The sequence below is a fragment of the Roseomonas haemaphysalidis genome (assembly GCF_017355405.1).
In the GTDB taxonomy this organism is placed as follows: domain Bacteria; phylum Pseudomonadota; class Alphaproteobacteria; order Acetobacterales; family Acetobacteraceae; genus Pseudoroseomonas; species Pseudoroseomonas haemaphysalidis.
Genome location: NZ_CP061177.1, coordinates 3,514,083 through 3,538,712, shown reverse-complemented (window position 1 = coordinate 3,538,712; position 24,630 = coordinate 3,514,083). Strand labels below are relative to the sequence as shown.

Below are 24,630 nucleotides of genomic sequence, written 5' to 3'. Positions count from 1 at the left end.
GCAGCAGGCAAATCCGGCCCGCCCCGTTGCCGCCATGGGCGAAGGAGTCTATGGCCGGTGCGCCAGATTGAACGGCCGACCGGAGCGAAGACGCCAGCATGACCAGCACCCGCGACCGCGCCATCCCCGCCACGCTCGCCCTGCTGGGCACCTTGTCGCTCGCGGCCTGCGGCACCGTGTCCAGCGCCGTCAACAGCGTGGTGAGCGGCGGCTCCGGCCCCGCCGCCGGGCAGCAGGGCTTTGTGTCGGGCTTTCTGGGCGGCGTGGCGGCGGACGAGCCCCGCGCCGCGCTGGTGGCGCGGGACGTGCTGTCGGCCGGCGGCACGGCGGTGGACGCGGCGGTGGCGGGCGGCTTCGCGCTGACGGCCACCTTGCCGTCCCGCGCCGGGCTGGGCGGCGGCGGCGCCTGCCTGGTGTTCGACCCCGTGCGCAACAGCACGGAAGCGGTGGTGTTTCCCGCCGGTGCCAACCCGCAATCCGCCGGCGACCGCCCGGCCGCCATTCCGATGATGGCGCGCGGCCTTTTCGCCCTGCACACCCGCAAGCCCCGCCGGCCGTTCGAGGAGCTGGTGTCCCCCGCCGAGCAGCTCGCCCGCTTCGGCACGCCGGCGTCCCGCGCCTTGGCCACCGACCTGGCCGCCGTGGCCGGGCCGCTGCTGGCCGATGCCGGCGCCCGCGCGGTCTTCGCCCCCGGCGAGCAGCCGCTGCGCGAAGGCGAGGTGCTGAGCCAGCCCGACCTCGGCGCCACGCTGGCGGCGCTGCGGGTGTCCGGCGTGGGCGACCTGTACCAGGGCGCCCAGGCACGGCGGCTGGAAGAGCTTTCGCCCCGCGCCGGCGGCCCGCTGACGGTGGCGGCGCTGCGCCCCGCCGTGGCGCAGGTGATGCCGCCGCTGCAGGTGACGCTGGTCAACGACACCCTGTCCTTTCTGCCGCCACCGGCCGATGGCGGGCTGGCCGCCGCCGTGGCGGCCCAGGCGCTGGCCGCCGGGCAGGCGCCGGCCGCCGCCGAGGCGCGCGGGCTGGCCGCCGCGGGCGCCTGGCGTGCCGGGGGCGCCGAACCCGCCGCGCTGCTGGCCAACCCGCCCGCCGGCGGCGGCGCCATGGGCACGCTGCCGGCCTCCACCACGCTGGTGGTGCTGGACCGCGAAGGCGGCGCCGTGTCCTGCGCCTTCAGCATGAACAACCTGTTCGGCACCGGCCGGCTGGTGCCGGGCATGGGCATGTTCCTGGCCGCCGCCCCGGGCGTCGGGCGGGTGGAGCCGCCGCTGCTGTCGGCCGTGCTGGTGCACAACCGCAACCTCAAGGCCTTCCGCTTTGCCGGCGCCGGCAGCGGGCAGGCCGCCGCGCCGCTGGCCGCCGCCCTGCCGGCGATCCGCCAGCTTGTCAGCCGCACGCCGCTGCCGCAGGCGCTGGCCGAGGTGCCGGAGCCCGGCCGGACCAACGCCATCAGCTGCGACCGCTACCTGCCGGGCGACCCCCGGCAATGCGTGGCAGGCACGGATGCGCGCGGCGCCGGCCTCGCCATCGGCGGGCAGTAGCGCCGTGGCGCTGAAGGTCGGCAAGGGGGCGGAAGCGCCGCCCTTTCTGGTGATGGACGTGATCGCCGCCGCCAATGCCCGGCAGGCGGCGCTGCCGCCCGGCGCCCCCGGCGTTCTGCGCATGGAGGTGGGCCAGCCCGGCACCGGCGCGCCGCGCGGCGCGGCGGAGGCGGCGATCCAGGCGCTGCGGGCCGGCACGCCGATGGGCTACACCGAGGCCTTCGGCCTGCGGTCGCTGCGCGAGCGCATCGCCGGGCATTACCGCGAGAAATATGGCGTCGCCGTGTCCCCCGCCCGCGTGGCGGTGACGGTGGGGGCTTCCGGCGCCTTTCCGCTGGCCTTTCTCGCTGCCTTCGACGTGGGCGACCGGGTGGCCATGGCCGCGCCCTTCTACCCGCCCTATGCCAACATCCTGACCGCGCTGGGCATGCGGCCGCAGGTGCTGCCCTGCGATGCCTCCACCCGCTTCCAGCCCACGGTGGCGATGCTGGACGCGTTGGACCCGCGCCCGGCGGGCCTGATCGTCGCCAGCCCCTGCAACCCCGCCGGCACCATGCTGGGGCGGGGCGAGCTGGCGGCCATCGCCGACTGGTGCGAGGCCAACGGCGTGCGGCTGATCTCGGACGAGATCTACCACGGCCTGTCCTATGGCACGGAGGAAGCCACCGCCGCCGGCTGCTCCGGAAGCGCCATCGTGGTGAACAGCTTTTCCAAGTATTTCTCCATGACCGGCTGGCGCATCGGCTGGATGCTGCTGCCGGAGGACCTTTTGCGCCCGGTGGAATGCCTGGCGCAGAACATGGTGATCAGCGCGCCGCACATCGCCCAGGTCGCCGCCGAGGCCGCCTTCGGCTGCGCCGAGGAGCTGGAAGCCAACAAGGCCGTCTACGCGCGCAACCGCGCCCTGCTGCTGGAAGCGATGCCCGGCGCCGGCTTCGGAACACTGGCGCAGGCGGAAGGCGCCTTCTACCTGTGGGCCGACGTGTCGGACCGCACGCAGGACAGCGTCGGCTTCTGCGCCCGCATGCTGGCCGAGGCCGGCATCGCCGCGACCCCCGGCGTGGATTTCGACCCGGAGCGCGGCCACCGCTTTCTGCGCTTCAGCTATTGCGGCACGGAAGCCACGGTGCGCGACGCCATCGCGCGGTTGCGCGGCTGGCGATGAACACGTCCTTTCTGGTGGCGGGCGGCGTGCTGCTGGCGGTGGGCATCCTGCTGCGGCATTGGCGCGGGCGCCGGGCGTTCCATCGGCGCAATGCCTCCGGCCTCCTGGAATTTAACAGCTACGGCCAGTCCGTGCTGTGGAACGCCGTGGACTGGATCAGCGCCGTGCTGCAGCGGCTGGCGATGCTGGGCGGGGTGCTGCTGCTCGTGCTGGCGATGTTCCGGGTGATGACCGCCACCCGCTGAGCGGAGGCTATTCCGGAAACAGAAAGCGCTGCGCGCGCCCCAGCAGATCGCGCAGGTCGAAGCCCGGCTCGGCGGCCGGGGCGCCGCCATCGGCGGGCAGGCGCGCGCGCAGCGCGGACAGGGCATCGGCCGTTCGTTCCAGCCGCAATTCCCGGGGCGCCGCCTCGCCGCCGCTGCCCAGCCCGGTGATCCGCACCAGCGCCCGGCCGGCCTGCGGCAGCTCCGCCGCCGCGCGCGCCGCGTCTTCGGCGCGCGGCACGCAGACCACGGAACGGCCGTCCAGGCGGCAGGGCATTTCCAGCATTGCGGCGGGCGGGAAGCGGATCTGCGCCGTGCCGGTGAAGGCCAGCAGCCCGCGCCCGGCGGTGTCCAGCCCCAGGTCCCGCGCGGTCACGGCGGGCAACAGCAGCTCGCCGCGCCGCACCACCTCCAGCGCCATGGCGGACTGGCCGGCCGAAGCCGGCTCCACCGGCGTTTCATGCGTCATGCGGCAGCTTTGCCGGTCGGTCATGCTGTCGGTGGCGCAATCCAGCAGCCAGGGGCCGAAGGTCTCGGCCCGCGCGGCGGGCGCCGCGGCGGCCGCGCCAGTGAGAGAAACCAGAAGGGCGGCGGTGGTGCTGAGGCGCATGCCCGCCAAGATAGGGTCGAGCCAAGGAGGATACCATGCACCCCATCACGCTGGCCGACGGCACGCCCGTCCCCACCCTGGGCCAGGGCACCTGGAAGCTGGGCGAGCGCGGCGCCGACCGCGCGGCCGAGGCCGCCACGCTGCGCCTCGGGCTGGAACTGGGCCTGACGCTGATTGACACCGCCGAGATGTATGCCGATGGCGGCGCGGAGGAGGTGGTGGCTGAGGCCATCGCCGGCCGCCGGGACGAGGTGTTCCTGGTCAGCAAGGCCTATCCGCAGAACGCTTCCGCCCGCCGCCTGCCGGAAGCCTGCGAGCGCAGCCTGCGGCGGCTGAAGACCGAGGTGATCGACCTGTACCTGCTGCATTGGCGCGGCAGCGTGCCGCTGGCGGAAACGGCGGCGGCGATGCGCGCCCTGCAGGCCGCCGGCAAGATCCGCCACTGGGGCGTGTCCAACCTCGACGTGTCGGACCTGAAGGAACTGGGCGGCGACCTGCCGGACTGCGCCACCGACCAGGTGCTGTACAACCTGGAATCGCGCGGCGTGGAATTCGACCTGCTGCCCTTCTGCCGGGACCGGCGGATGCCGGTGATGGCCTATTCGCCGCTGGGCCAGGCGGGCGCGCTGTTGCGCCACCCGGCCCTGGCGCGCGTGGCCCGTCGCCAGAACGCCACGCCCGCGCAGGTGGCGCTGGCCTGGACGCTGCGCGAGCCGGGGGTGATCAGCATCCCCAAGGCTTCCGACGAGCAACACCTGCGCGACAACCTGGGCGCCCGCATGATGGTGCTGACGCCGGAGGATCTGGTGGAGCTGGACGCCGCCTTTCCGCCGCCGCGCCGCAAGCAGCCGCTGGACATGCTTTAGCGGCGCTGGATGGGCGGCGGCACCGGGTCGCGCGCCACGCGCACGTCGTCCCGCGCGCCGGTGGTGTTGGCCGCGCAGGTGCCCATCCGCAGCATGGTCTCGTAGCCTTCCCGCGTGCGCGGGCAGGCGCCGGTGATGGACGGGCGGTGCGCCGGGCCGGCATCGGCCACGTCGCGCATGAACTTGTCCACCTCCAGGTTGGCCTGGGCCTTGTCCGCGTCGTTCTTGGGGCTGGCGGCGATGCAGTTGCGCCACGCGATGGCGGCGGCATCGCAGCTCGGCTCGCCGGTGGTGGCGGGGCTGGCGGGCGGCGTGGCCCCCTGGGCCAGCGCGGCCACCGGCGGAAGCGTGGCGGCCAGCAGCAACAGGGTGCGGACAAAGGGTGTCATGGGCGTTCCCGGATTGGCGGGTGCCGCCGGGCCGGCCACAACGCCGGCGCCGCGGCGGCGGCAGGCGCGCAGCATAGGCATGCGCCAGGGTATGCGCCAAGTTTTCGCGGCCACCATGGCAATGCCGCGCTTCCGCTGCCACGCGGCGGCATCCGGCCCCCGAAACCACTCAACCAAATTCGCTGGATTCATAATACGATAAGCAAGGCACTTCAATCAAAGGTTGAGATGTGGTTGATTGCCGGCACCGGGTCGGGGGACTCGGCTGGATTGAGGCGAAACGGCGATGACAAGCAGGCGGTGTCTGTTGCGGGCGGCGGGTGGGGCCATGGCGGCGGCGGGGCTGGGGGCCTGTGCGCGCATGCCGGCACCGGAAGCCGGCGGCACGCCCGCGGCCCAGGTCAGCGCCACCGGCTTCGCGGCACTCTACGCGCATGGCATGCCGCGCGGCGCCGCCGTGGCCTTCGATGACCACCACCTGCTGACCTGCGCCCATGTGCTGCCGGCCGGCGATACGGTGACGCTGCGCCGCGGCGCCGATGGCGCCGAGCTGCGGCCCCAGGCGGTGCTGCGCAGCGCGCGCATGGACCTGGCGGTGCTGCGCGTGCCGGCCGGCTTTCTGTTGCCGCCGCCCCGCGCCGCGGCGGCGCCGGAAGCGGGCGAAACGGTCTGGGCGGCCGGCGCGCCCGGCCTTGGCAGCCCCGTGGCGCGCGGCGTGGTGGAAGCGCCGGATGCCGAGATGCCGGGCTTTGGCCGCGGCTTCACGGCCTGGATGCCGGCCCTGATGGGCTATTCCGGCGGCCCGGTGGTGGATGCGGACGGCACGCTGCTGGGGCTGACCTCGGCGCTGCCGGGTGGCGGCGGCGCGGGGCTGCTGGCCCTGCTCACCGGTGCCGACCTGGACGGGCTGGCGCGGCGCGACCGCCGGGTGTTCGTGCTGTCCATCCGCCGCGCGGAAGCCGAGGCGGCGCGGCTGCTGGGCTGACGGCCGCCGCGCGACTTCGTGCGCGGCGAAGCGCGGGATTTTTCTGGACAGGCTGTAATGCGCCTTGCCATCGTTCCCCGGCGTGCCACGGACGACGGCCGGCCACGCCTGCCGCGCCCGTGCCGCCAAGCGCAAGGGAATGCATCATGGTGATCGCGAACATCCTGCGAAGCAAAGGCAGCACGGTGGTTTCGGTGGACCCCGGCGACAGCGCGGCCGAGATCGCCCGCGTCCTGGCGCGGCACCGCATCGGCGCCGTGCTGGTGCGCGACCCCTCTGGCAAGGTGCTGGGCATCGTCAGCGAGCGAGACATCGTCCGGGCCATCGCAGAGGATCCCGCGCGGCTGCCCGGGCTGATGGCCGGCGCGCTGATGACCCAGGTGCTGCACACCGTCGGCCCGCGCAGCCTGATCGTCGAGGCGCTGGCGATGATGACCGACCGCCGCGTGCGCCACCTGCCGGTGCTGGAAGAGGACGGCCGGCTGGCCGGCATGGTTTCGATCGGCGACCTCGTGAAGGCCCGCATCGCCGAGGCGGAGATGGAGGCGACCGAGCTGCGCCATTACGTTTCGACGGCGGGGTAGTCCCGGCCGCCGCCGCGCCGCAAGCTGCGGCCGGGCGGCGGCGCGGGGGAGGCGGAACGGACATGGCAATCACGCGCCGCGGCCTGGCTGCCTCGGGCCTGTTGCTGGGCGGGCCGCGTCCGGCGCGGGCACGGACGCAATGGCGGGCCGCGTCCGCCTGGCCGGTGGCCAATCCCATGGTGCAGCTGCTGCGACGCTTCTGCGAGGAGGTGGACGAGGCCTCGGGCGGCGCCGTCCAGATCCAGTGGCATGGCGGCGGCGACCTGCTGAAAAGCCGCGACATCCGCCAAGCCTTGCAGCAGGGGGCGGTGCAGATCGGCGACATCTCGCTGGCCGCCCATTCGCAGGGCAACCCGTTGCTGGAGCTGGACACGGTGCCGATGCTGGCGCGCACCCCGGACGAGGCGCGGCGCCTGGCGGCGGTCACCCGGGCGGCGATCGAGCAGCAGCTGCAGCGCGAAGGCCTGACGCTGCTCTACTGGGCGCCCTGGAGCGGCGCCGGGCTGTTCAGCCGCTTCGCCATCGATTCCGTGGGGTCGCTGCGGGGCACCCGCATGCGGTCCATGACCCCGGTCGGCGCGCGCGTCGCCGGGCTGGCCGGCGCCACCGTCGCGCAGGTGGAGCCGGAAGACGTGCCCCGGGCCTTCGCCACCCGCCAAGCCAGCGTCATGCTCGCTTCGGCCATCACCGGCGTGGACAGCGAGGCATGGCAGTTCGCCAGCTACTTCACCACGCTGTCCAGCAGCTTCTCCAAGAATGCCGTGTGCGCGCAAAGCCGCGCCATGGACGCGCTGCCCGCGCCGCGCCGGGCGCTGCTGCGCGAGGTGGCGGGGCGGTGCGAGGCCGCCGGCTGGGACGGTCTGCAGGCCGCCCAGGCCGCGGCGCAGCAGGTGCTGTCCGGGCACGGCATGACGCTGAACCCTCCTTCGCCTAAGCTGGTCGAGGACTTCGAGCGGATCGGCACCATCATCCTCGGCGAATGGATCGAACGGGCCGGGGCGCCGGGTCAACGATTGCTTGACGCCTACCGGGAGGGCTGAGCCCCCCAAGGAGAAACTGCCCCCATGAAGTCACCCATCACGCTGCACGAGCCGCGCTGGCTGAGCGAGTTCAAAAGCTTCATCATGCGCGGCAGCGTGGTGGACCTTGCCGTCGGCATCGTCATCGGTGCCGCCTTCACCGGCATCGTCAATTCCCTGGTGACCGACCTGATCAACCCGCTGATCGGCCTGCTGATCGGCGGCGTGGATTTTTCCAACATCTTCGTGGTGCTCAGCGGCGAGCGCGGCCCCTCGCTGGAAGCGACGCGCAATTCCGGCGCCGCGGTGCTGGCGATCGGCGTGTTCATCAACGCCATCGTCAAATTCCTGATCGTCGCCATGGCGATCTTCTGGCTGCTGCGCGTGCTGACCAAGCTGCACCTGCGCGCCGGCCAGGACAACAAGCCAAGCGGCCCGACGCCGCAGGAGAAGATTTTGCTGGAGATCCGCGACGAGCTGCGCCTGGCGCGCGAAGGCCGAACCGCCCCGCCGGCCCCGGGGGCACCCGGCGACGATGCCCCCCTGGCCTAAGCCGGTGACCCCCGGAATGATGCGCCACACCCTGCCGCCCTCCGCCGAGGACCTGCTGGAGATGGCGGAAACCGCCTTCGCCGCCATCCCGGTGGAGCTGCGCGACGCCGTGCGCGGCACCGCCATCCTGGTCGAGGAGGTGCCCGACCAGGAAACCCTGGACGCGCTGGAGCTGGAACACCCCTGGGAGCTGACCGGCCTGTATCGCGGCACGCCGCTGACAGAGAAAACCAATCTCGACGTCCCGGCCGGGCCCGACACCATCCTGCTGTACCGGGAGCCGATCCTGGTGGAATGGATCGAAACGGGCGAGGACCTGTTCCGGTTGGTCCGCAACGTGCTGATCCATGAGATCGGCCACCACTTCGGCTTTTCCGACGACGAGATCGCCCGGCTGGAGGGCGAGGGGTGAGCGCCCCCGCGGGCGGCGGCACCCCGGGCGAACCCGCGTCCGGCGACCGCCGGCCGATCGCCGCGCGGCAAACCGGCTGGGCGCAGCGCGTCGCCGCGTGGCTGGTGGCCCGGCGTGCCTCGGCCAACGGCATCTCCCTGGCTGGCATGGCGGCGGCGGCGCTGGCCGGGCTGTGCTTCTGGGGGGTGTGGCACGCGGCGCCGGGTGGCTTCGGGCAACGGCTGCTGTGGCTGCTGGGGGCCGCGCTGGTGCAGGCGCGGCTGCTGGCCAACCTGTTCGACGGTATGGTGGCGCTGGGCCGCGGCATCGCCTCGCCGGTGGGCGAGCTGTACAACGAGGTGCCGGACCGCGTGTCCGACACCGCCATCCTGCTCGGCCTCGGCACCGCGGCGGGCGGGTTGTGGGGGCTGGGGCTGGCGGCCTCGCTGGCGGCGATGGCCACGGCCTATATCCGCGCCGTCGGCAAGGCGGCGGGCGCCGGCAGCGACTTTTCCGGGCCCATGGCCAAGCAGCAGCGCATGGCGCTGGCGACCGGCGTGGCGGTGGTCTCGGCCCTGCTGCCGCTGCGCTGGCAGTTCCTCGGCGGCTGGCACCTGGCGGCCTGGGTGCTGGGGGCGATCACGCTGCTGGCGGCGTTGACGGCGGTCCGCCGGCTGGTGCGGGTGGCGGGCGTGCTGCGGCGCTGAGTGGCCGCGCCTTGAGGGGGCGGCGCCCCCTCAAGGGCCCCACGGCAGGGCTTCCGCTCGCCTCCGATCCCGCTCAGTGTAACGCGCATGAACACGGCCTTCGCCCACCCGGTCACCACCGGCATCGTCTTCGCCACGGCGGGGGTCCTGCTGCTGGCGGGTCTCGTCATCGGCGCCATGCAGCTCACCGGGCGCGGCACCCCCGCCTTCCGGCGCGAGCTGTGGCTGCGCTACGGCTCCTGGCTGGTGTTGCTGCCGCTGATGTTCGGGCCGGTGCTGCTGGGCCGGGCCTGGACCATCGGCGCGGTGACGCTGCTGGCGCTGCTGTGCTTCAGCGAGTTCGCCCGCGCCACCGGGCTGTTCCGCGAATACCTGACCACCGCCGTGGTGGCGCTGGGCATCCTGGCCGTGAACTTCGCGGCGCTGGACCACTGGTACGGCTTTTTCGTCGCGCTGTGGCCGCTGACGGTGGTGGTGATCCTGGCCGCCAGCATCCCGCAGGACCGGCCGGGCGGCTACATCCAGCGCAATGCCCTGGCGATCTTCGCCTTCATGCTGCTGGGCGTCGGCCTCGGCCACCTCAGCTACATGGCCAACGACCCGGGCTACCGCCCGCTGGTGCTGATGCTGCTGGCCGCCGTGGCGCTGAACGACGTCGCCGCCTTCACCTGGGGCAAGCTGCTGGGCAAGAAGCTGTTCGGCGGCCGCAAGCTGGTGCCCAACACCAGCCCCAACAAGACGGTGGCGGGCGCGCTGGGCGCGTTGCTGACCACCACGGCGCTGGTCGCCTGGCTCGGCAAGCTGATCTTCGCCGGCACCGCGATGGACCACTGGCCGCTGCTGGTCTTCCTGGGCATGCTGGTCAGCGTCGCCGGGCAATGCGGCGACCTGATGCTGTCCTCGATCAAGCGCGACGTCGGCATCAAGGACATGGGGGCGGCGCTGCCGGGGCACGGCGGCATCCTGGACCGCTTCAACAGCCTGCTGCTGGTGGCGCCGGCGGTGTTCCACCTGGTCGGCTACTACGTGGGCTTCGGCCTGCAGGCGCCGACCCGCGTGATCACCGGCTGATGGAATTCCAGTTCCGCCCGGCGCGCGACACCGAGCTGTCGCCGGTTGCCCGCCTCAGCAGCCACGCGCGGGAGGTGGGCCTGCGCGGCCTGCTGGCGCAGGGCATCTGGCGGCGCGGGGTACGGCTTTACCTGCGGCTGTTCCACCGGCTGGAGGTTAGCGGGCGCGAGCACCTGCCCGCCGCGCCGCCCTTCGTGCTGATCGCCAACCACAGCAGCCACCTGGACGCGCTGACGCTGGCCGCCATGCTGCGCGGCACCAGTGCCCGCCGTGCCTTCGCCCTGGCGGCGGGGGACACCTTCTTCACCTCCGTGCGCGCCTCGGCCTTCGCGGCCTGGGCGGTCAATGCCCTGCCGGTATGGCGCAAGCGCACCAGCGCCAAAGATCTCAACGGACTGCGGGAACGGCTGGAGGAGGACAAGCTGGTCTTCATCCTGTTTCCCGAGGGTACCCGCAGCCGCAACGGCGAGATGGGCCGCTTTCTGCCTGGCATCGGCGCGCTGGTGGCCGGCGGCGCCGTGCCGGTGGTGCCCTGCTTTCTGGAAGGCGCCTTCGACTGCTGGCCCGCCACCCGTTCCTGGCCGCGCCCCGGCAAGCTGCGGCTGCGCATTGGCCCGCCGCTGGAGTTTTCGGGCGTCGGCAACGACAAGGCGGGGTGGCTGGAGGTCGGGCGGCGCTGCGAGGCGGCGGTGCGCGGACTGAGGGGGTAGAGAAGGTTGGGGAAAGAATTCCCCAAACCCCATCTTCTTTTTCCCTGTCTTTCGGTCGTCGCTGTGGAGCGGGACGGCTTCGAAGGCGGCCGGATAAAATGAATCAGAAAAAAGATGGGGGCCTGGGGGAATTCATTCCCCCGGCCTTCTCCAACACCCCGCGCACCGCTTCCCGCAGCGCCGGCAGCACCTCCGCCTCGAACCACGGCCGCTGCGCCGCCCAGGCGCGGGTGCGCCAGGAGGGGTGCGGCAGCGGAAACAGCCCGCGCGCCAGCAGCCCGGCGAAGTCCCGCACGCTGGGCTCCAGCCCCGCCTGCCGCCCCAGCGCATGGCGGATGGCATAGCCCCCCACCAGCAGCGTCAGCCGGATCTCGCGCATCGGCCCGATCAGCCGCGGGTGCCACAGCGGCGCGCATTCCGGCCGGGGCGGGGCGTCGCCGCCGCGCGGCAGGCGGCCGGGGTAGCACAGGCCGGTGGGGACGATCGCCACCCGGGCAGCGTCGTAGAAGGTATCGCGGTCCAGCGCCGTCCACAGCCGCAGCCGGTCGCCGGACGGGTCGTTCCAGGGAATGCCGCTGAGGTGCACCTTGGTGCCGGGCGCCTGGCCGATCACCAGCAGCCGCGCGGTGGGGCTGACGCGGAACACGGGGCGCGGCCCAAGCGGCAGCACGGCGGCGCAAAGGGTGCAGGCGGCGGCATCGCGCGCCGCCCGCTCCAGGTCATCGAGGGGCATGGCGCGCAGATGGCGCGCCATGCCCGAAGCCTCAAGCGGAGGCTCAGCCGCCGTGGTTGTGGTCGTGCGTGGGCGCGGCGCGGGCGCCGGCGGCTTCCACCGCCAGTTCCACCTGCACCTCGCCCGCCTTTTCGAACACCAGGGTCATCGGCACGCGGCTGCCGGCCACCAGAGGCTGCTTCAGGCCGATCAGCATCAGGTGCATGCCGCCGGGCGCCAGCTTCACCTCCGCGCCGGGCGCGACCTCGACGGCGGGCAGCGGGCGCATGCGCATCACGCCGTCTTCCATGGTGCTGGTGTGGATTTCCACCGCGCGGGCGATCTCGGCCCGTCCACCCACCAGCCGGTCGGCGGTGGCGCCCTTGTTGGTCAGCGTCAGGTAGCCGGCACCGGTGACGCCGGCCGGGGCCGCGCGGCTCCAGGGATGGCCGATCTCGACCTGCCCCGCCTTGTAGCCATGGGCGAGCACGGGGGTGGCGAGAGCCAGCGCGGCGAGGCCGGCGAGCAGGATGCGACGGTTGAACATGGGCGTATGGCTCCGGAGGCGTGGGGGTCGTCAGGCGTGGAACGGCATCGGGTCGTTCACGCGGCTGGCGGCGCCCTCGCGGCATAGGAGCGGACCCGCGCGCCTTGCGGCAGCGCCGCCGCCGCCGGCAGCGGCGGCACCATGGCGGCGGGCGCCAGAACACGGCCCGCCAGCCATGGCGCATCCGGCACCGGCCCCTGCGGCAAGGCGTGGCATACGACGCAGCCGTCGGCGCCGTGGTGCGGGGCAGGGGTGTCGCCCCCGTCGTGGCGGAAGCGCAGGCCGTCCGCGGTGCAGATCGGCGTGCCGGTGGTGGCCGCCATCCGCTCCAGGCACCACGCCGGCGCCGCCACGCCCTGCACGATCAGCAGGGCGACGAGCAGGCGCAGCAGGAACGGGCGAAGGCGGCGGGTCATCGGTGCCGGGGGTGATGCGGGATCGCGGACGTTCCCGCAAGCACGGCGTGGCGGCGGCTATTCCTCGCCGGCCGCCGGCACCATCGCGCCTTCCAGCGGGTAATCCACCTCCGCCGTGTAATGCGCCGCTTCCTTGCCGAGCACGGAGGAGAACAGGCAGAACCGTTCCATCCGCTCCGGCGCCGCGCGAAACAGGTTGTGCGCCTGCACAAAGGCGATGGACTTCTCGGGCGGCACCTTGTCCACCCGCGCCAGCGTGACGTGCGGGGTGAAGCGCTTGCGTTCCGGCGGGAGCCCGGCGCGGACCAGCGCGGTTTCCACCTTGTTCTGCAGATGCGTCAGCCGGTCGGACCGCTCCACGCCGACGAACAGGGAATGGATGCGCCCGGCCTTCTCGAACACGTCCAGCCCGCGCAGCTGCAGGTCAAAGGGCTTGGCGCGGATGGCGGACAGCGCCTCGTCCAGCTCGTCGGCCAGGAGGTTCTCCACCTCGCCGATGAAGCGCAGCGTCAGGTGGTAGTTTTCCGGCGGCACCCAGCGGGCGCCCGGGATGCCGCCGGCGAGGTCCGCCAGCTCGGTCTTCAGGCCCTCGCCCAGCGGCAGGGCAACGAACAGCCGCACCATGGCCTCACGCTCCCCGCGCGCGGGCCTTGCCCAGCAGCGCGTCCACCGAGGGCATCATCCGTTCCACCATCACCGCCACGCCGGCCGGCGCGGGGTGGATGCGGTCGGCCTGGTTCAGCCTTTCCTCGCCCGCCACGCCATCCAGCAGAAAGGGGTAGAACACCGCTTCCGGGTGGGCCTTGGCCAGGTTCTGGAAGATGGCGGCGAAGTCCCGGCCGTAATCGGCGCCGAGGTTGGGCGGTGCCAGCATGCCGGCCAGCAGCACCGGGATGTTGCGGGCCTTCAGCCGGGCCAGGATGTCCTCCAGGTTGGCCTGGCTGGCGGCGGGGGGCAGGCCGCGCAGGCCGTCATTGCCGCCCAGCGCCACGATCACCGCGTCCGGCTTGTCGGCCAGCGCCCAGTCCAGCCGCGCCTTGCCGCCCGCCGTGGTGTCGCCCGACACGCCGGCGCCGATCACCTGCACGGGCTTGCCGGCCGCCTGCAAGGCCTGCTGCAGCTTGACCGGCCAGGCCTCGGCCTCCGGCAGGCCGTAGCCGGCGGTGATCGAATCGCCCAGGATCATCAGCTTCAGGGGGGCGGGCTGGGCCTGCGCCGGGGCCAGTCCCGCGAAAAGAAACAGTCCGAAACCGAGGCTGGCCCTTCGCACTGCGGCACGGCGGCCCAATCTGCGGTTCATGCCGATCGCAACGAACCCCATCCGACCCTCCTCCACAGCCAGTCCGAACGATCCCGCGCCCCTGATTCGGGCCCGCGACCTTTCGCTCAAGGTGGTGGCCGCCGGGGGGGAGGTCAACATCCTGCGCGGCATCGACCTGGATGTCGGGCGGGGAGAGGCGGTGGGCATCGTCGGTCCGTCCGGTTCCGGCAAGACCTCGCTGCTGATGCTGCTGGCCGGGCTGGAGCGCCCCAGCGGCGGCACGCTGACGGTGGGCGGCGCCGAACTGGGCCGCATGGACGAGGACGCGCTGGCCCGCTTCCGGCGCGACAACCTGGGCATCGTGTTTCAGGCCTTTCACCTGATCCCGACCATGACGGCGCTGGAAAACGTGGCGGTGCCGCTGGAATTCGCCGGCAAGCCCGATGCCTTCGCGCGCGCGGGCAAGGCGCTCGCCCGCGTCGGCCTCGGCCACCGGCTGGACCATTATCCCGGCCAGCTGTCGGGCGGCGAGCAGCAGCGCGTGGCGCTGGCCCGCGCCGTGGTGGCCGAGCCCTCCCTGCTGCTGGCCGACGAGCCGACCGGCAACCTGGACAGCGCCACCGGCCTGATGGTGATGGACCTGTTGTTCGAGATCCGCGCCCAGCTCGGCACCACCCTGCTGCTGATCACCCATGACAAGACGCTGGCCGCCCGCTGCGAGCGGCAGCTCAGCATGGGCGACGGCGTGGTGACGGGCGACAGCCGGCTCGCCAGCGCCGCATGAGCTCACACCTTTCCCTGGGGCTGCGCTTCGCGCGGCGGGAACTCCGCGGCGGGCTGAAAGGCCTGCGCATCGTGCTGGCCTGCCTGGCGCTGGGTGTCGGCGCCATTGCCGCCGTGGGCGTGCTGCGCACCGCGACCGAGGCCGGGCTGGCCGAGGACGGCGCCCGCATCCTGGGCGGCGACCTGTCCGTCCGCGTCACCTACCGGCCGATGCCGCAGGAGGCGCGCGACTGGATCACCTCGCGCGGTGGCCGCCTGTCCGAGATCGTCGAGATGCGCGCCATGGCGATCGCCCCGGGGGGCGACCGCACGCTGGTGGAGCTGAAGGCGGCCGATACCGCATACCCGCTGTATGGCGACCTGGTGCTGGACCCGCCCGCGCCACTGACCCCCGAGGCCCCCGGCGCCCCCTTCGGCGTGGCGCTGGAGCCGCTGGTGGCCGAGCGGCTGGGCCTGAAGCCCGGCGACCGGCTGCGCATCGGCGAGGAAAGTTTCGTTCTTGCCGGGCTGATCCGCTCGGAGCCGGACAAGGTGGCCACGCCCGCGCTGCTCGGGCCACGCGCGCTGATCCCGCTGGCGGCGCTGGACGCCACCCGGCTGGTGCAGCCGGGCAGCCTGGTGCAGTACGAATACCGCATCGCGCTGGCCCCGGACGTTTCGCCCCAGGCCTTCGCGCGGGATTTCCAGGCGGCGCATGACGATGGCGGCTGGCGCATCCGCGATGCCTCCCAGGCCGCGCCCGGCGTCAACCGGGTGCTGGACCGCGTCGCCTCCTTTCTCACCCTGGCGGGGCTGACGGCGCTGCTGGTGGGGGGCATCGGCGTCGCCACCGGCGTGCGCTCCTGGCTGGACCAGCGGGCGCGCACCATCGCCACGCTGCGTTGCCTGGGCGCCCCGGCCGGCACGGTCTTCGCCACCTACCTGATCCAGGTGCTGGGGCTGTCGGTGCTGGGCATCCTGATCGGCCTCGCGGTGGGGCAGGGGCTGGCGCTGCTGGCGGGCGAGCTGCTGGCCACCGTGCTGCCGGTGCCGCCACGGCTGGGCTTCTACCCGGCGCCGCTGGCGCAGGCGGCGCTGTACGGGCTGCTGACCGCGCTGTCCTTTTCCCTGTGGCCGCTGGGCCGCGCGCGGGAAATTCCGGGTGCCGCGCTGTTTCGCGACAGCATCGCGCCCCGCGCCGCGCGGCCGCGCTGGTCGTTGCTGCTGGTCAACGCGGCGGCGGTGCTGGCGCTGGTCGGGCTGGTGGTGGGCACGGCGGCGCAGCCGGCCTTCGCGCTGTCCTTTTGCGCCGCCGCGGGCGCCACGCTGCTGGTGTTCCGCCTTGGCGCCAGCCTGCTGATGGGGCTGGCCAGGCGGCTGCGCTCCAGCGGGCGGCCTTCCGTGCGGCTGGGGCTGGCCAACCTGCACCGGCCGGGGGCGCCCACCGCGCTGCTGCTGGTGGCGCTGGGCATCGGGTTGACCACGCTGTCGGCCCTGGCGCTGATCGAAGGCAACCTGCGGCGGCAGATCAACAGCCAGATCCCCACCCAGGCGCCCAACTTCTTCTTTATCGACATCCAGTCCGACCAGACCGCGCAGTTCGACCAACTCACCCGCGCCCTGCCGGGGGTGCAGGAGGTGCAGCGCGTGCCCTCGCTGCGTGCCCGCATCGTGTCCGTGAAGGGCGTGCCGGCGGACCAGGCGCCGGCCAGCGAGGAAAGCCGCTGGGCGCTGCGCGGCGACCGCGGCCTGACCTATGCCGCGACGCCGCCCGAGGGCACCCGCATCGTCGCCGGCCAATGGTGGGCGCCGGACTACCAGGGGCCGCCGCTGGTGTCGCTGGACGCCAACCTGGCGCAGGGCTGGGGCGTGGGGCTCGGCGACGAGATCGTGGTCAACGTGCTGGGCCGCGACATCCCGCTCAAGATCAGCAGCCTGCGGCAGATCGAGTGGCAGGGCATGGGCATCAACTTCGTGCTGGTCGCCTCGCCCGGGCTGCTGGCTTCGGCGCCGCATACGCATATCGCGACGCTGCGGGGCGACGCCGCCAACGACGCCGCCACGCTGCGCGCCGTGACGGATGCCTTTCCCAACGTGTCCGGCATCCGGGTCAAGGATGCGCTGGAAGCGGTGGGCGCGCTGATGTCGCAGCTCGGCACCGCCATCTCGGCGGTGGCGGGGGTGACGCTGCTGGCCGGCGGTCTGGTGCTGGCCGGCGCCATGGCGGCGGGGCAGCGCCGCCGGGTGCGCGACGCCGTGGTGCTCAAGGTCATCGGCGCCACGCGGGCGCAGATCCGCGGCGCCTGGATGGTGGAGTTCGGCCTGCTGGGGCTCACGGCCGGCCTGCTGGCCGCCGGCATCGGCACCGCCGCGAGCTGGGGCGTGGCCCGCTTCGTGATGAAGACGGAGTGGACCTTTCTGCCGGTCACGCTGGCGGTGACGGTGGTGGGCTGCACCGTGCTGACGCTGCTGCTGGGCTACCTTGGCACCGCGCTGGCGCTGCGGGTGCGCCCCGCGCCGCTGCTGCGCAACGAGTGAGGGGTCTGACGCGTCCTGTGACAAGCCGGTAAAGAAGCGTGTCGATCCGCCGAATCCGATTGAACGACATTACCGTTAGTCCATATATGTCACCACGCGCGGGATCGTCCCGCGAGCTGAGGAGTCTTCGCCCCCATGGCCTTTGGTCAGGACTTTCGCACCACGGGCGCGCCCGGTTGGGGCCGCGCCGCGACCACCGATGCCGCCGCCCTGGATGCAGGGCTGCGGGCCTACATGCTGCGCGTCTACAACTGGATGGCGTCCGGCCTGCTGGTAACGGCGATCGTCGCCTTCGCCATCGCCAATACCGGCGCGGCCGAGCTGTTCTACAACGTCGTCCGCACCCCGCGCGGCATCGCCACCCAGCCGACCATGCTGGGCATGATCGCCATCTTCGCGCCGCTCGCCTTCGTCCTCGTGCTTTCCTTCGGCGTCAACCGGATGAGCAAGTCGACGGTGCAGATGCTGTTCTGGGCCTTCTGCGCCGTGATGGGCGCCAGCATGGCCAACATCTTCCGCGTCTACGTGGGCACCTCGGTGGCGTCCACCTTCGTGACCACGGCCGGCATGTTCGCCGCCATCAGCCTCTACGGCTACACCACGAAGCGTGACCTCACGAAGCTGGGCAGCTTCATGATGATGGGCCTGATCGGCATCATCATCGCGGGCCTGGTGAACATGTTCGTCGGCAGCGGCATGCTGGCCTTCGTCATCAGCGTGCTGGGCGTGGTGATCTTCACCGGCCTTACCGCCTATGACACCCAGCGCATCAAGGCCGACTACATCGAGTACGCCTATGCCGAGGGCACCGACCTCGCCGCCAAGCGCAGCGTGTTCGACGCGCTGGGCCTGTACCTGAACTTCATCAACCTGTTCCAGCTGCTGCTGCAGTTCATGGGCGTCCGCAACCAGGAATAACCTGGGCCGCGGATGCGGAAGGGCCCCGGGGAGCGATCCCCGGGGCCTTTTTCGTTCGCGCATGAAAAAGCCCGGCGCACCCTGTCCGGTGGCCGGGCCGTTCGTGGGCGGGCGGGGTTCAGCCCTGCTTCAGGTGTTCCAGCAGCTTGGTCATGGCCGCCGCCTTGTCCGTGCGGTCCAGCGCCGCGACCTCGGCCGCCAGGCGGTCCATGGCCAGCTCGTAGATCTGCCGCTCGGAAAAGGACTGGTCCGGTTGGCCGGCGTTGCGGTGCAGGTCGCGCACCACCTCGGCGATCTGCACAGGGTCGCCGCTGTTGATCTTCTGCTCGTATTCCTGGGCGCGGCGGGACCACATGGTGCGCTTGATGCGCGCGCGGCCCTTCAGGGTTTCCAGCGCCTCGCCCATCATGTCCTTGTTGGCCAGCATGCGCAGCCCGGCGGTGGCGGCCTTGCCCAGCGGCACCCGCAGCGTCATGCGGTTTTCCTCGAAGGTGACGACGATCACCTTGAGCTCCAGCCCGGCGGCCTGCATGGTCTCGATGCCCTGCACCTGGCCGACACCGTGGGTGGGGTAGACCACATGGTCGCCCGCCTTGAAGTCCGAGCCCTTGTTGCCGAGCGGCTTGGGCGGCGGCAGCGGGCGGGACGGGCCGGCGGGAACGGAAGGCTCGGAGGGCGCGGGGGCCTGTTCCTCCGCCATGCCGGGCGCCGCATCCGGGGCGGCGGCGGCCTGCGCGCGGCGCGGGGCACCGGACGGGGGTTGCGGGGAATTCGACTTCGCGCCGGCCGGTGGCTTCATCCGAACTGCTGTCTCCTGCGGGCACAGGGGGCGGTCAGACGACCGTCACCCCATGGCAACGAGGGGCACGGAGCCACCGGAACCGGCGCGTCATACCCCTGAAAGACGGCGATCCTATCATAAAATCCGCCCCGCGTCACCCGCAGGGGTTGCGCCCGCCCGTCAGGGCTTGCCGGGGGCGGGGCTGAACAGGGCCTTCTTGTCGGGCTTGCCGTTCCATTCCTCGGCATCGGCCGGCGCCTCGCCCTTGCGGGTGATGTTGGGCCATTGCTGGGAATAGGTGCGGTTGACCTCGGCCCATTCGGTGGCGCGGTCGTCGCTGTCGGGCAGGATGGCCTCGGCCGGGCATTCCGGCTCGCACACGCCGCAGTCGATGCATTCGTCCGGGTGGATCACCAGGAAGTTCTCGCCCACGTAGAAGCAGTCCACGGGGCAGACTTCCACGCAGTCCATGTACTTGCAGCGGATGCAGTTCTCAGTGACGACGTAGGTCACGGCAATCGGTCCTCTCGCGAGCGGCGAGACATGGCCCGGCGCGAGGCCGGGCGCAAGCGCCTATCCCGCCAGCTCGCCCACCGTGATGGGCTTGAAGGGCGCGCGGGGCCGCAGGGCGCCCGCCTGCTCGATCGGCACGCCATGCGCCTGGGCGATCACGGCCGCCACTGTCGTGCCGCACATCCGCCCCTGGCAAGGCCCCATGCCGGTGCGCAGATAGGCCTTGGCCTGGTTCGGCCCCTGCGCCCCCAGGCGGGCGGCGGCACGCACCTGCCCGGCGGTGATCTCCTCGCAGCGGCAGACGATGGTCTGGTCGTCCGGCGGCGCCAGCACCGCCTCGGACGGGGCGTAAAGCCGGTCCAGGAACGGCCGCAGCGCCAGCACCTCGCGCAGCTTGGCGCGGGCGGGCAGGGCGCGGCTGTCCCGCGCATGCTCCGGCAGCCGCCCCAGCCGGCGCGCCGCGTCCAGCGCCGCGATCTGTCCGCCCGCCACCGCCGCCTGCCACCCGCCGATGCCCGAGCCATCCCCCGCGATGGCCACCAACGGGTGTGGCGTGGCCCCCCATTCGTCGGTTTCCGGCCACCAGCACAGCTGCCGCGCGTCCCACTGGTGCGGCAGGCCGATGGCGCGGGAGATGTGGGTGGAGGGGATCACCCCCTCATGCAGCAGCAGCGTATCCGCCGCCGTGCCGCCGCCGTCCCACAACACGCGCTGCACCCGCCCGTCGCCTTCGGCCCGCAGCCCGGTGACGCCCGAGACGACCTTCATCCCCGCGCGCCGCGCCGCCAGCATCAGCCCCGCGCCCTTGGCCAGCATCGCCCGCCCGCGCCAGAAGCCACCGGCCGAAAGCGCGCCGCGCAGCGCGCCCGGCGCCGTGGTTTCCAGCAGCAGCGCCGGCGCCGCGCCGGCCCGCGCCAGCTGCCCCGCCAGCAGCCACAGCAGCGGCCCCTGGCCCGCCAGCACCGTGCGCCCCCCCGGCACCGCGCCCGCCTGCTTCAGCAGGATCTGCGCGGCGCCCGCCGTCAGCACGTTCGGCAGCGTCCAGCCCGGGATTGGCACCGGCCGCTCCTGCGCCCCCGTCGCCAGCAGCACCCGCCTGGCTTCCAGCGTGGCGGTGCGGCCCGGCCCGCGCAGCGACAGCAGCCCGGCCTCGATATCCAGGTGCCACAGCGTGGTGGCGGGGCGGTAGTCGATGCCCGGCGTGCCGCGAAAGCGCCGCACCAGCGCGGCGCCGTCCTGGCCATACTCGCCCGCCAGGGCCGGGTCGTCCGCCGCCAGCTCGACGTTCCGAAAAATCTGCCCGCCGGGGGCCTGCTGCTCGTCGATGACGGTGACGGACAGGCCGAGCGTCGCCGCCTCGATGGCCGCCGCCATGCCGGCGGGGCCGGCGCCGATGATGGCGAGGTCGGTCATGGGTGGCTCCTGTGGAGGAAGGTCGGGGGAAGGAATTCCCCCGAACCCCCATCTTCTTTTTGATTCATCTTCGGTGGCGCTGCCGGGGCGGTCAGCGCGCCACGGCACCGCTGCCGCCCTGGAAAAACAGCCAGAAAAAAGATGGGGGTCTGGGGGAATTCATTCCCCCAGCCTTCCGCCACCCTCACAGCGCCTTCCGCGCCCCGTGCTGCGGCGCGATCCGCATCCCCGAAGCCACCGTCACCATGCAGGACTGCCGGTTGGCGACGCCGTCGATCTCGGCGAGGCAGTCGAAGCAGATGCCCATCATGCAATAAGGCAGGCGGGGCGCGCCGGTCACCGCCGTTTCGCGGATGGCGGCGGTGCCGGCCAGCATCACGGCGGCGGCGGCGGAGGCGCCGGCGGGCACGCGCAGCGCGACATCGGACACGAAGACTTCCACCGTGGCGGGGCGGGGGTCAGGCCGCGGCTGGAACATCGAAGCGCCTCGCGCTGAACAGGGAAAGCTCGGGGTCCAGCCGGCCGGCGGCGATCATCGGCGCCAGGCGGTTGGCGTGGGTGCCGGCCAGCGTCACGCCCGAATGGCAGTTGGCCGTGAAGGCGCCGGGGAAGCGGTCCGACTGGTCGTAGATCGGCAGTCCGTCGGGCGCCATGACGCGCAGCGCCGACCAGGCGCGGACGATGTTGAGCTCCGCCACCCAGGGAAAGCAGGCGACGGCGCGCTGCGCCATGGTGCGCATGATGTCCGGCGTCTGGGTCACGGTGTCGAAGCCCGCGTCCTCCTTGCTGTCGCCGATCATGATGCTGCCCTCGGCGGTTTGCCGCAGGCTGACGGTGGGCATGGGCAAGAGGGACTGCGTGCGCTCGGTCACCAGGATCTGCCCGCGCTGCGGCTCCACCGGCGTGTTCAGGCCGAAGCGCGGGGCCAGCGGCGCGTTGCCCAGGCCCGCGGCCAGCACCACGCGCGGCGCGGTGTAGCGGATGCCCGCGGCGGTGACGGAAAAGTCGTTCGGCGCCGCCGTGGTTTCGGTCACGCCGGCATTGGGGCGGTAGCAGCCGCCGAGCCCGGTGAAGGCGTCATGCAGCGCGCGCAGCAGGTGCAGCGGGCTGGCGTGGCCGTCATAGGGGGTCCAGCTCACGCCGGTCACCTCGGGGCCGATGCCGGGCAGCATGTCGCGCGCCTCGGCCGCGCGGATCATGCGGTAGTCGAAGCCGAAGTTGCCGGCCTCGGCCTTCATGCGCGCCATGGTTTCGCTGCGCTGCTCGAACTCCTGCTCGCCCAGGCAGAAGGTGACGCCGCCGGGCTGCTCGCGCCGGGCGTCGATGCCGGTGCGGGCCAGCAGGTCGTCCGCCAGCGCCGGCCATTCCTCGGCCGAGCCGCGTGTCCAGCGCTGGTAATGCGGCGCGCCCAGGCCCTTGGACTGCACCCAGATCAGCCCGAAATTGCCGCGGCTGGCGCGATGGGCGATGTCGCCCTCGTCCAGCAGCAGGGTGTGCAGGCCGCCGCGCTGCAGGCCGTAGCCGATGGCCGCGCCCACCAGCCCGCCGCCGATGACGATGGCATCAAAGGCGGTGCGGGTCATGGGGCGGGGGGCGGGCATTGCATGGTCCTGATTCGATAGATCACCCGTGCGGGGCTTGCAATCCGTGCGCCATCGCGGTGCGATATGCCGGACAGACCAGGAAGCAGCGGCACATGCGCATCACCATCCTCGGCGCCGGCGTCATCGGCGTCGCGTCCGCCTATTGGCTGCACAAGGCCGGGCACCAGGTGCAGGTGGTGGAGCGCCAGCCGAATGCCGGGCTGGAAACCAGCTGGGGCAACGGCGCCATCATCCATGTCAGCTCCGTGCAGCCCTGGGCGGCGCCGGGCGTGCCGCTGAAGGTGCTGAAGTGGCTGGGGCAGGAGGACGCGCCGATGCTGCTGCGCCCTTCCGCCGTGCCGCGCGTGTGGCGCTGGGGGCTGGGCTTCCTGCGCGCCGCCCGGCCCGCGCAATATCAGGCCGGCAGCTTGGCCAACCTGAAGCTAGCCATGGAAAGCGCCGCCGCCATGGCGGGCATCCGGGCCGAGACGGGCGTGCAGTACGACTACGCCGCCAACTGCGTGATCAAGACCTTCTCGGACCAGGCCTCGCTGGACGTGGCGGCGGCCGAGCATCTGGCGCTCGCCCCGCACGGCTTGCAGACAGAGGTGCTGAGCCGCGCCGACTGCGTGGCGCGCGAGCCGGCGCTGGGCCCGGTGCAGGAGAAGATCGCCGGCGGCCTGGGCTTTCCGCAGGACGAGGTGGGCGACTGCAACAAGTTCAGCCAGGGGCTGGCGGCGTGGCTGGAAGGGCAGGGGGTGCGCTTCCATTGGAACACCACGGTGGAGGACGTGCTGATGGCCGGCGGCCGCGTGTCCGGCGTGAAGACCAGCGGCGGCGAGATCGGCGCGGACGCGGTGGTGGTGGCCATGGCCAGCCCCAGCGTGGCGCTGCTGCGGCGGCTTGGCATCAGCATGCCTATCCAGCCGGTCAAGGGCATCTCCGTCACCCTGCCGCGCGCGGTGTGGCCGGACGGGCCGCGCAACGCCATCCTGGAAGACAGCCGCAAGTTCGCGCTGACCCCGCTGGGCGACCGCTACCGCATCGTCGGCTCGGCCGAGGTGGGGGACGAAAGCACCACGCCCTCGCCCCGCCGCGTCGCCGCGCTGACGCGCAAAGTGGCAGAGCTGTTCCCGCAACTGGCCAATTGCGAGGCGATGCCGGGCGCCATCACCTGGGCCGGGCTGCGCCCCATGGTGCCGGACGCGCAGCCGCGCATCGGCGCGACCAGGGTGCCGGGGCTGTGGACCAACACCGGCCACGGCCACACCGGCTGGACCATGGCGGCGGGCTCCGGCCAGCGGCTGGCGGCGCTGATGACCGGCCGCAACGCCGAAGCCGCCTGAGCCGCATTCGGGCGTGACGAGTGGCCGGATTCTTGCTCTGCTCCGGGTTGCGACCAGTGGAACAGGGGGATCTGTGATGGACGAAAGCAAGGCTGGACTGGTGCGGCGCGGCTTGTTCGGGCTGGGCGCCGTGGGGGCGGCGGTGGGCGCCGGGCTGGGCCTGACCACGCCGGCCGCCGTGGCGCAGGCGGTGGGCAAGAGCCGCCTGCAGATGATCAAGGAGCGCGGACGGCTGATCGTCGGCACCGGCTCCACCAACCCGCCCTGGCATTTCGAGGATGCCAACGGCCAGCTGCAGGGCATGGACATCGATCTCGCGCGCCTGCTGGCCAAGAACCTGTTCGACGACCCCACCAAGGTGGAGTTCGTGTTGCAGGGCTCGGACGCCCGCGTGCCGAGCCTGGTGACGGACAAGGTGGACATCGTCGTGCAGTGGATGACGGTGACGGCCGGCCGCGCCCAGCAGGTGGAGTTCACCATTCCCTATTACCGCGAGGGCGTGTCGCTGCTGCTGCTGTCGCGCGGCGGCAAGTACAAGAACTTCGAGGAGATGAAGGCCGCCGGCGCCAGCGTGACGGTGGGCGGCATGCAGAACGTCTTTCTCAACGAATGGGTGGGCAAGGCGCTGCCCCAGGCCAAGGTGGACGCCTTCGAGAGCCCCGACGCCTCGCTCCAGGCGCTGAACGCCCGGCGCGTCGATGCCTACCTGGCCGACCAGTCCGCCGCCCGTTGGCTGATGCAGCAGACGCCCGGCCGCTTCGTGGATTCCGGCTATGGCTGGATGCCCAACTCCTACGCCTCCGCCGTCAAGCCGGGCGACCCGATCTGGCTGAACTGGGTCAACACCGTCTACAAGGAAGCGATGATGGGCGTCGACTTCGACTACTTCGCCGCCTCCTACAAGAAGTGGTTCGGCATCGAGCTGCCGACGCCCAAGGTGGGCTTCCCGTCCGAATTCGCCTGATGCCCCCGGCGCCCCGTGCCCGGGGC

The 24,630-nt window shown here is 72.5% G+C and carries 29 protein-coding genes; 17 read left to right on the top strand and 12 right to left on the bottom strand.

Annotated elements, in window-relative coordinates; genetic code table 11:
- Positions 1–98: 98 nt before the first annotated feature.
- The 3 genes from IAI59_RS16465 to IAI59_RS16455 are packed head-to-tail and all read left to right on the top strand — an operon-like array spanning position 99 to position 2,948.
- Positions 99–1,538, top strand: a complete 1,440-nt coding sequence (locus IAI59_RS16465; protein ID WP_207415018.1) for a gamma-glutamyltransferase — start codon at positions 99–101, stop codon at positions 1,536–1,538.
- 4 nt (positions 1,539–1,542) lie between these two features.
- On the top strand, positions 1,543–2,703 hold the full coding sequence (locus tag IAI59_RS16460) for a pyridoxal phosphate-dependent aminotransferase (RefSeq protein ID WP_207415019.1): 1,161 nt from the start codon (positions 1,543–1,545) through the stop codon (positions 2,701–2,703).
- Positions 2,700–2,948, top strand: a complete 249-nt coding sequence (locus tag IAI59_RS16455; protein ID WP_207415020.1) for a hypothetical protein — start codon at positions 2,700–2,702, stop codon at positions 2,946–2,948. The genes IAI59_RS16460 and IAI59_RS16455 overlap by 4 nt, the downstream gene beginning before the upstream one ends.
- A 7-nt stretch (positions 2,949–2,955) precedes the next feature.
- Here IAI59_RS16455 and IAI59_RS16450 read toward each other — a convergent pair whose 3' ends face one another.
- The gene (locus IAI59_RS16450; protein WP_207415021.1) at positions 2,956–3,576 is read right to left on the bottom strand and encodes a hypothetical protein; all 621 of its coding nucleotides are present in this window, start codon (positions 3,574–3,576) and stop codon (positions 2,956–2,958) included.
- A 35-nt stretch (positions 3,577–3,611) separates the two neighbouring features.
- On the opposite strand from IAI59_RS16450, the gene IAI59_RS16445 reads away from it, so the two are divergent.
- Positions 3,612–4,442 carry an aldo/keto reductase gene (locus IAI59_RS16445; RefSeq protein ID WP_207415022.1) on the top strand — a complete coding sequence of 277 codons (831 nt, stop codon included), beginning with the start codon at positions 3,612–3,614 and terminating at the stop codon, positions 4,440–4,442.
- Here IAI59_RS16445 and IAI59_RS16440 read toward each other — a convergent pair.
- Positions 4,439–4,831 (bottom strand): hypothetical protein, encoded by a 393-nt coding sequence (locus IAI59_RS16440; protein WP_207415023.1) that lies wholly within the window; start codon positions 4,829–4,831, stop codon positions 4,439–4,441. The two genes, IAI59_RS16445 and IAI59_RS16440, sit on opposite strands and share 4 nt — an antisense overlap.
- 286 nt (positions 4,832–5,117) lie before the next feature.
- Here IAI59_RS16440 and IAI59_RS16435 point away from each other — a divergent pair, with 286 nt between their 5' ends.
- The 8 genes from IAI59_RS16435 to IAI59_RS16400 all read left to right on the top strand — a co-directional run bounded on the left by IAI59_RS16435 (position 5,118) and on the right by IAI59_RS16400 (position 10,850).
- Positions 5,118–5,816, top strand: coding sequence for a S1 family peptidase (locus IAI59_RS16435; RefSeq protein WP_207415024.1), 699 nt, complete (start codon positions 5,118–5,120; stop codon positions 5,814–5,816).
- Between the two features lie 146 nt (positions 5,817–5,962).
- Positions 5,963–6,400 carry a CBS domain-containing protein gene (locus IAI59_RS16430; protein ID WP_207415025.1) on the top strand — a complete coding sequence of 146 codons (438 nt, stop codon included), beginning with the start codon at positions 5,963–5,965 and terminating at the stop codon, positions 6,398–6,400.
- A gap of 62 nt (positions 6,401–6,462) precedes the next feature.
- Entirely contained in the window at positions 6,463–7,440 is a 978-nt protein-coding gene (gene dctP / locus IAI59_RS16425) for a TRAP transporter substrate-binding protein DctP (RefSeq protein ID WP_207415026.1), read from the top strand.
- 24 nt (positions 7,441–7,464) lie between these two features.
- Positions 7,465–7,971: a large conductance mechanosensitive channel protein MscL gene (gene mscL, locus IAI59_RS16420; RefSeq protein ID WP_207415027.1), complete on the top strand. Its 507-nt coding sequence runs from the start codon at positions 7,465–7,467 to the stop codon at positions 7,969–7,971.
- Positions 7,972–7,987: 16 nt separating this feature from the next.
- Complete coding sequence (locus IAI59_RS16415) at positions 7,988–8,383, top strand: metallopeptidase family protein (RefSeq protein WP_419556475.1); 396 nt, start codon at positions 7,988–7,990, stop codon at positions 8,381–8,383.
- Positions 8,380–9,069, top strand: coding sequence for a CDP-alcohol phosphatidyltransferase family protein (locus IAI59_RS16410; RefSeq protein ID WP_207415028.1), 690 nt, complete (start codon positions 8,380–8,382; stop codon positions 9,067–9,069). Before IAI59_RS16415 ends, IAI59_RS16410 begins: the two co-directional genes overlap by 4 nt.
- Before the next feature lie 87 nt (positions 9,070–9,156).
- Positions 9,157–10,140 (top strand): phosphatidate cytidylyltransferase, encoded by a 984-nt coding sequence (locus IAI59_RS16405; protein ID WP_207415029.1) that lies wholly within the window; start codon positions 9,157–9,159, stop codon positions 10,138–10,140.
- Entirely contained in the window at positions 10,140–10,850 is a 711-nt protein-coding gene (locus tag IAI59_RS16400) for a lysophospholipid acyltransferase family protein (RefSeq protein ID WP_207415030.1), read from the top strand. Before IAI59_RS16405 ends, IAI59_RS16400 begins: the two co-directional genes overlap by 1 nt.
- 103 nt (positions 10,851–10,953) lie before the next feature.
- Here IAI59_RS16400 and IAI59_RS16395 read toward each other — a convergent pair whose 3' ends face one another.
- From IAI59_RS16395 to IAI59_RS16375, 5 genes are read right to left on the bottom strand one after another with little or no spacing between them, the layout of a single operon-like run.
- Positions 10,954–11,604: a uracil-DNA glycosylase family protein gene (locus IAI59_RS16395; protein ID WP_408887600.1), complete on the bottom strand. Its 651-nt coding sequence runs from the start codon at positions 11,602–11,604 to the stop codon at positions 10,954–10,956.
- A gap of 22 nt (positions 11,605–11,626) precedes the next feature.
- Positions 11,627–12,109 (bottom strand): copper chaperone PCu(A)C, encoded by a 483-nt coding sequence (locus IAI59_RS16390; RefSeq protein WP_207415031.1) that lies wholly within the window; start codon positions 12,107–12,109, stop codon positions 11,627–11,629.
- A gap of 56 nt (positions 12,110–12,165) precedes the next feature.
- Positions 12,166–12,525: a DUF2946 family protein gene (locus tag IAI59_RS16385; protein ID WP_207415032.1), complete on the bottom strand. Its 360-nt coding sequence runs from the start codon at positions 12,523–12,525 to the stop codon at positions 12,166–12,168.
- 57 nt (positions 12,526–12,582) lie between these two features.
- Positions 12,583–13,149 carry an RNA 2',3'-cyclic phosphodiesterase gene (gene thpR, locus IAI59_RS16380; RefSeq protein WP_207415033.1) on the bottom strand — a complete coding sequence of 189 codons (567 nt, stop codon included), beginning with the start codon at positions 13,147–13,149 and terminating at the stop codon, positions 12,583–12,585.
- A gap of 4 nt (positions 13,150–13,153) precedes the next feature.
- Complete coding sequence (locus IAI59_RS16375) at positions 13,154–13,711, bottom strand: arylesterase (protein ID WP_237180354.1); 558 nt, start codon at positions 13,709–13,711, stop codon at positions 13,154–13,156.
- A 112-nt stretch (positions 13,712–13,823) separates the two neighbouring features.
- Between IAI59_RS16375 and IAI59_RS16370 the strand changes: the two genes are divergently transcribed.
- From IAI59_RS16370 to IAI59_RS16360, 3 genes are all read left to right on the top strand, one after another.
- The gene (locus IAI59_RS16370; protein WP_207415035.1) at positions 13,824–14,570 is read left to right on the top strand and encodes an ABC transporter ATP-binding protein; all 747 of its coding nucleotides are present in this window, start codon (positions 13,824–13,826) and stop codon (positions 14,568–14,570) included.
- Complete coding sequence (locus IAI59_RS16365; protein WP_207415036.1) at positions 14,567–17,086, top strand: ABC transporter permease; 2,520 nt, start codon at positions 14,567–14,569, stop codon at positions 17,084–17,086. The genes IAI59_RS16370 and IAI59_RS16365 overlap by 4 nt, the downstream gene beginning before the upstream one ends.
- Positions 17,087–17,221: 135 nt before the next feature.
- Positions 17,222–18,004, top strand: coding sequence for a Bax inhibitor-1/YccA family protein (locus IAI59_RS16360; protein ID WP_207415037.1), 783 nt, complete (start codon positions 17,222–17,224; stop codon positions 18,002–18,004).
- A gap of 118 nt (positions 18,005–18,122) precedes the next feature.
- On the opposite strand, the gene IAI59_RS16355 is transcribed toward IAI59_RS16360, so the two are convergent.
- The 5 genes from IAI59_RS16355 to IAI59_RS16335 form a co-directional block, all read right to left on the bottom strand.
- Positions 18,123–18,803 (bottom strand): CarD family transcriptional regulator, encoded by a 681-nt coding sequence (locus IAI59_RS16355; protein ID WP_237180355.1) that lies wholly within the window; start codon positions 18,801–18,803, stop codon positions 18,123–18,125.
- Between the two features lie 162 nt (positions 18,804–18,965).
- Positions 18,966–19,298, bottom strand: a complete 333-nt coding sequence (gene fdxA, locus IAI59_RS16350; RefSeq protein WP_207415038.1) for a ferredoxin FdxA — start codon at positions 19,296–19,298, stop codon at positions 18,966–18,968.
- Positions 19,299–19,358: 60 nt separating this feature from the next.
- Positions 19,359–20,711: an FAD/NAD(P)-dependent oxidoreductase gene (locus IAI59_RS23370; RefSeq protein WP_207415039.1), complete on the bottom strand. Its 1,353-nt coding sequence runs from the start codon at positions 20,709–20,711 to the stop codon at positions 19,359–19,361.
- A gap of 184 nt (positions 20,712–20,895) precedes the next feature.
- Positions 20,896–21,189 (bottom strand): 2Fe-2S iron-sulfur cluster-binding protein, encoded by a 294-nt coding sequence (locus IAI59_RS16340; RefSeq protein WP_207415040.1) that lies wholly within the window; start codon positions 21,187–21,189, stop codon positions 20,896–20,898.
- Positions 21,170–22,312: an NAD(P)/FAD-dependent oxidoreductase gene (locus IAI59_RS16335; protein ID WP_237180356.1), complete on the bottom strand. Its 1,143-nt coding sequence runs from the start codon at positions 22,310–22,312 to the stop codon at positions 21,170–21,172. Before IAI59_RS16335 ends, IAI59_RS16340 begins: the two co-directional genes overlap by 20 nt.
- A 95-nt stretch (positions 22,313–22,407) precedes the next feature.
- Between IAI59_RS16335 and IAI59_RS16330 the strand changes: the two genes are divergently transcribed.
- Together IAI59_RS16330 and IAI59_RS16325 are read left to right on the top strand one after the other, a co-directional pair.
- Positions 22,408–23,640 carry a D-amino acid dehydrogenase gene (locus IAI59_RS16330; protein ID WP_207415041.1) on the top strand — a complete coding sequence of 411 codons (1,233 nt, stop codon included), beginning with the start codon at positions 22,408–22,410 and terminating at the stop codon, positions 23,638–23,640.
- A gap of 76 nt (positions 23,641–23,716) precedes the next feature.
- The gene (locus IAI59_RS16325; RefSeq protein WP_207415042.1) at positions 23,717–24,604 is read left to right on the top strand and encodes a transporter substrate-binding domain-containing protein; all 888 of its coding nucleotides are present in this window, start codon (positions 23,717–23,719) and stop codon (positions 24,602–24,604) included.
- The last annotated feature ends 26 nt before the right edge of the window (positions 24,605–24,630 follow it).